4 protein-coding genes and 1 pseudogene are annotated in these 3835 nt (G+C 61.5%); 2 read left to right on the top strand and 3 right to left on the bottom strand.

The genetic code is table 11. The features are described from left to right. A pseudogene (locus AC1DLB_RS24115) lies at positions 1 to 263 on the bottom strand (hypothetical protein); the annotation flags it as partial. A 54-nt stretch (positions 264 to 317) separates the two neighbouring features. On the opposite strand from AC1DLB_RS24115, the gene AC1DLB_RS24110 reads away from it, so the two are divergent. Together AC1DLB_RS24110 and AC1DLB_RS24105 are read left to right on the top strand one after the other, a co-directional pair. After that, on the top strand, positions 318 to 1244 hold the full coding sequence (locus tag AC1DLB_RS24110) for a helix-turn-helix domain-containing protein (RefSeq protein WP_018925853.1): 927 nt from the start codon (positions 318 to 320) through the stop codon (positions 1242 to 1244). Then, entirely contained in the window at positions 1241 to 1693 is a 453-nt protein-coding gene (locus tag AC1DLB_RS24105) for a YMGG-like glycine zipper-containing protein (protein ID WP_064617823.1), read from the top strand. Before AC1DLB_RS24110 ends, AC1DLB_RS24105 begins: the two co-directional genes overlap by 4 nt. Here the strand turns inward: AC1DLB_RS24105 and AC1DLB_RS24100 are convergent. Together AC1DLB_RS24100 and AC1DLB_RS24095 are read right to left on the bottom strand one after the other, a co-directional pair. Continuing rightward, positions 1678 to 2709: a DUF2955 domain-containing protein gene (locus tag AC1DLB_RS24100; protein ID WP_477785769.1), complete on the bottom strand. Its 1032-nt coding sequence runs from the start codon at positions 2707 to 2709 to the stop codon at positions 1678 to 1680. The genes AC1DLB_RS24105 and AC1DLB_RS24100 overlap by 16 nt on opposite strands. Then, a partial coding sequence (locus tag AC1DLB_RS24095; RefSeq protein WP_477785768.1) for an HlyD family secretion protein occupies positions 2699 to 3835 on the bottom strand: 1137 nt, incomplete at its 5' end. The genes AC1DLB_RS24095 and AC1DLB_RS24100, both read right to left, overlap by 11 nt.

Genomic DNA, 3835 nt, shown 5'->3' with positions numbered 1-3835 from the left:
CTTTCCGGCAGGCGCATGCCTCGCTCATGCAGGAACTTGTTGGTGGGTGCAATCTTGCCGCGAGCAATGCCGGTCAAGTCGCTGACCACACACTCGACCTCGGTAATCTTGTGATCTTTCAGCCACGTGAACAGCTGATCGAAAGGGACATTCATAAAGACCTCATTGTTGGTTTGAATTACGCCGGGGAAGGCGCCTTCATCCACCGGACACTTCCCCTGTGGCGCGTTGACGACTATCTTGGGTGAGCCGTGGCGTTCCATCTATCCACTTTAAGCCGCACCAAAACGCACCAAACGAGTGCGTAAGGTCACCCCATGACAGCGTGCAATCCGTTACAGGTTCAAGCCTTCAACACCGCCGACGTGGCCGAGCAGATCCGCGCCACACCGGGTTGGGTTCAGCACTATCAGCAGATGTCGCCGGGGCATTTCGCCGGGCGGGTGCGCTATCTGGACTTGCAAGGCGTGGAGATTTACGAAGAGCAGATGAACACCCGGGTCGAGCAGAATTTCAGCGCCCCCGAAGGTTCACTGGCGTTCTGTTTCGATCGCAACGACAACTCGCTGTACATGTTGAACGGCGAGAGCCGCAACATCTGGATCACCCCGGAGAACTACCAGGAAATCGCCGTGGTGTTCGGACCGCAATTCGTTCAACGGCATGGCCTGGACGTGGCGCGGCTCGAAGGCTTGTTCATGTCGCCGCTCAATTGCGGGCAGAACGCGCTGTTCAGCCGCTGGTTGAGCGGCACCTTGACGCGACTGGAGCAGACGCTGGATCCGCCGAGCAAAGAGGCATTGACCCAGCAGTTGCTGGAGGACTGTTTGTTCATCCTCGATAACGCTTGTGTGTGCCTGGATCGCGCAGGCTTGCAGCGTCGGGCCGAAGAGCGAACGATCATGAAGCGCGTCGCCGAATGGGCCGCCGATACCCCGGAAGAAACCCTCAACTTGCTGGAACTGTCCCAGGTGGCCGGGGTTTCGTTGCGTCAGTTGCAGCACGCGTTCAAGGCGTACACCGGGATGACGCCCTCGCATTGGTTGCGTTTGCGCCGGCTCAACAGTGCGCGCCGTGAGTTGCTCAGCCCAACGGCCAGCGACACGACAGTCGCGCAAGTGGCGATGCACTGGTCGTTCTGGCATTTGGGGCGGTTTTCCAGCAGTTATCGAGCGTTGTTCCAGGAGCTTCCCAGCCAGACGCTCGCCCGCCAACACAGTGGACCTTGTCGGAGGTCATCATGAGTCGGTTATCGTCTTTCAGTCTGTGTGTCGTAGTGTCGATGGCCTGTACGCAGGTCCAGGCCGAAACGGTTGTGCCGTTGAAAGGGCAGAGTTCGCAACAAACCCAGCTGGACATCAACGATTGCCGCAACGTCGCGGCGAGTCAGAGTTCCTCAACACCACCACCCTCGGGCGGGCGCTTGCGCGGTGCTGCGGTGGGTGCTGCTGCCGGGGCGGTGGGCGCTGAGGTCCGGGGGCGTCAGCATGACGAGTTTTACGAGGGGGTCGACGACGATGTGAAACAGGAATATCGGCAGAACCGGGCCGGGCAAACCGCAGCGGCGGGCGCAGTGGTTGGTGGCGCGCGCCAGCGTCAGGAGCGTCGGGCGCAGCAAAAGACCAACGCGTCGACCAGTTCAACCGCCTATACCAGCTGCCTGCAAGGGCGGGGTTATCAGGTAACGCCCTGAGCACCGGGCGTTCTCTGCCGCTGTTCAATCAGGTGAACCATCAGGTCGGCATAGAGCGTGAGGGCGATAAACAACCCCATGCGCACGGCGAAGGCGGTATAGACGTCTTTGCCGGCAAGACTGTCCTGCACCGACTGGCCCAGCAGGATGATCAGCGTGATCAGGCTGTTGAGCCAGAACCCCGGGGTTTGTCGAGTCGGACTCAGGGCATAGAGCTTGCGCGCCAACAGCAAGCCGAACAGCAGCATCCACAGAAAGAACATCCACAAGTGCACGAACAGGCTGAGCGCGCACCAGAACACAATGGCCAACAGCCCGCCCATCAAGGTCGAGCCGAGCAGTTCGCGACTGGCGTTGCGCGTCGTTACCGTTGAACTCTGCTGGCCCAGACTGACCGCTTTCAAAATGATCGGCAGATAACTGGCCGGGTCGATCAGCGCCAACAAGAACGCTGGGATCACGATCAGGGTGGCACGCAGCGCTATCCTTGGCACTTCTTGCGCCGGCATAGCGCTGGCGGCAGCTGGCAAGGGTGCATTGGCCGGGTCKGGAAACAGCCAGTGACTGATCGCGACGACGATGACGGCGAGGAGCAAGGCCTTGACCAGGGCACCGATGACCATTATCGCCAGATCGAACTCGGCAACGCCGGCCGAGGAAATCATCGTCAGGCCGATGATCAGAAAGGTCACGACCAAGGTGTTGCCGCCGCGCAGCCCGAAACCAAAGGCCAGGAACAGACCGACACCGATCAGCAGCACGCCGCTGAGGGGGTAATAACGCAGGACCGGGATCAGTAACAGCCCGATGCCGGTGGTCAGCATCGCAACCACTGCCAGCATCACGCCTGCCTTGAATGGCAGGGGTTTGTTAAGCGTGGCCAACAGCAACACGCAAAGCACCGGCGCAATAAACGGAATCGGCAGTGCCRGGCCGAAGCTGATGGYCAGGCACAGCGCCGTGCCGACGGCCAGACGCGGCGCCCGTTGGAATCCGGGCGGGCGATCAGTAGGCATAAGACAACCAACTCATCAGCCAGAAAAACAGGCGTCCCAAGGGATTCAGCGGATTATTCTGCGCAGGAAAGGCCATGACTTCGGCCTGGCCCCCGGCACGAATGGCGCGACTGTCACGCAGCACCTGCATCGCCTCGTCAGAAAATTCGATGATCACCGGGAAGCGTTGGGCCGGACGCAACCAGTCGCGACTGTTTTGCACACTGGGCAAGGTGCCCGGCGCCGGCGTCTGCCCCACGCTGACGCCGTAGCCAACGCTGCGCACCCGCCCCTCGAAGACCTCGCCCGGCAGCGCGTCCAGCACGATCGCCACCGGAGTTCCAGGCTTGACCCGCCCCAGGTTGTTCTCGGTCATGTCCGCACTGATCCACACATCGTGGATGGCAATCAAGGTCATGACCGGCGTGCCGACCGAGGCGAATTGCCCGACGTCGGTGCGCAGGTCAGTTATCAAACCCGCCGAGCGCGCGCGGACTTGGGTGTTGGCCATGTCGAGTTCGGCTTTTGATAACGCCGTGGCGGCGCTGCGTAACAGCGCGTTGTCTTCCTCGCTGCCGCCTTCCTGTTCCCGTGCTCGCTGGACTTCAGCACGGGCCGCGGCGACTTGGCTGACGGCCTGCTCACGGCTGGCCCGCGAAGCTTCCAGCAGGCGCACGGAAATGGTTCCGCGGTCTTGGCGGTACAGGCTTTCAAGGCGTTCGTTATCCTGCCGGGCCTTGAGTTCATTGGCCTGGGCCGCCCGCAACGAGGCTTGCGCGGAGGCAATGCCGGCAGTGCTGGCACCGATCTGCCGGCGGGTAGACTCAAGATCTGCGCGTGCGCGGTCGGCGGCTATCTGATAGGGCTGCTGATCGACTTCGAACAGCACATCGCCTGCCTTGACGTCCTGGTTGTTGCGCACATTCACGCGGATCACCTGACCGGCCACTTCAGCCGCCACCGGAATCACGAAGGCACCGACCCGAGCCTGTTGCGTATACGGCGTGAAACGGTCAGCCAACAGATACCAGGCCAGGCTCAGGACGATCAGCAGYAGCACCCATTTGATGCCTTTTTTTGCCGGATCGGCAGCCGGTTCGGGCGCCTTGGAAGAGGGCGCTTCAGTGGCGGGCGGTGAGGGCTCACT

The organism is Pseudomonas sp. 05N434 (assembly GCF_056396965.1).
The sequence above is the reverse complement of the archived record's forward strand: the minus strand, read 5'-3'. Positions and strand labels throughout refer to the sequence as shown.

What these genes read in the sequence shown, in the direction of transcription:
- AC1DLB_RS24110 (WP_018925853.1), top strand. Translation starts at nt 318, where the DNA reads ATGACAGCGTGCAATCCGTTACAGGTTCAAGCCTTCAACACCGCCGAC.
- AC1DLB_RS24105 (WP_064617823.1), top strand. Translation starts at nt 1,241, where the DNA reads ATGAGTCGGTTATCGTCTTTCAGTCTGTGTGTCGTAGTGTCGATGGCC.